Consider the following 515-nt stretch of genomic DNA (forward strand, 5'->3'; position numbering starts at 1 on the left):
GTTTGGACTGTAAATTGTTCAATTTGGACTGTAAATGTACCAGTTCCGCTCATAAACCACTCAGTTTGGACTGTAACCCGATATATGCAGCAATGTAACCACCTATGTTGCTACGTCCAAAGACGTTTTATATAGGAAACTATGTTTTTTATTCAAAAGAGAGATAAATTTGTTGTCGCCTTTGGCTCTTTTTGAGGTTTTGGAGTTCTGTCAAGAAAGTGGACATAAATAAATGGAACTTTTTTAGGCAGGGATCCTACCGCACTTCGTTTGGTGGGGTGTTAAAAATGATTACTCAAAAACATGACTAATCACTTTTAACACCAAATGGACCATTTATGAGACAAAGTTACACTCAACTTGACTATGTTTTCTCTCAAATTGGTTTGGAGAACAATACCCTAAAGTTGAGTGTTTCCTTCTCTCATTATAAAAACCACCAATATAATGATTGATTGCCTTTACTGCTTCACTACGTGTCTTAAATCGTCTTCGATGAACTAAATCTTTTTTCA

1 protein-coding gene is annotated in these 515 nt (G+C 35.5%); it reads right to left on the reverse strand.

Annotation, left to right across the window (positions count from 1 at the left end):
* Window positions 1-336: 336 nt before the first annotated feature.
* On the reverse strand, window positions 337-515 hold a 179-nt coding region (locus DS745_RS25560; protein ID WP_153188184.1), incomplete at its 5' end, for an IS3 family transposase.

Source organism: Anaerobacillus alkaliphilus, assembly GCF_004116265.1.
In the GTDB taxonomy this organism is placed as follows: Bacteria; Bacillota; Bacilli; order Bacillales; family Anaerobacillaceae; genus Anaerobacillus; species Anaerobacillus alkaliphilus.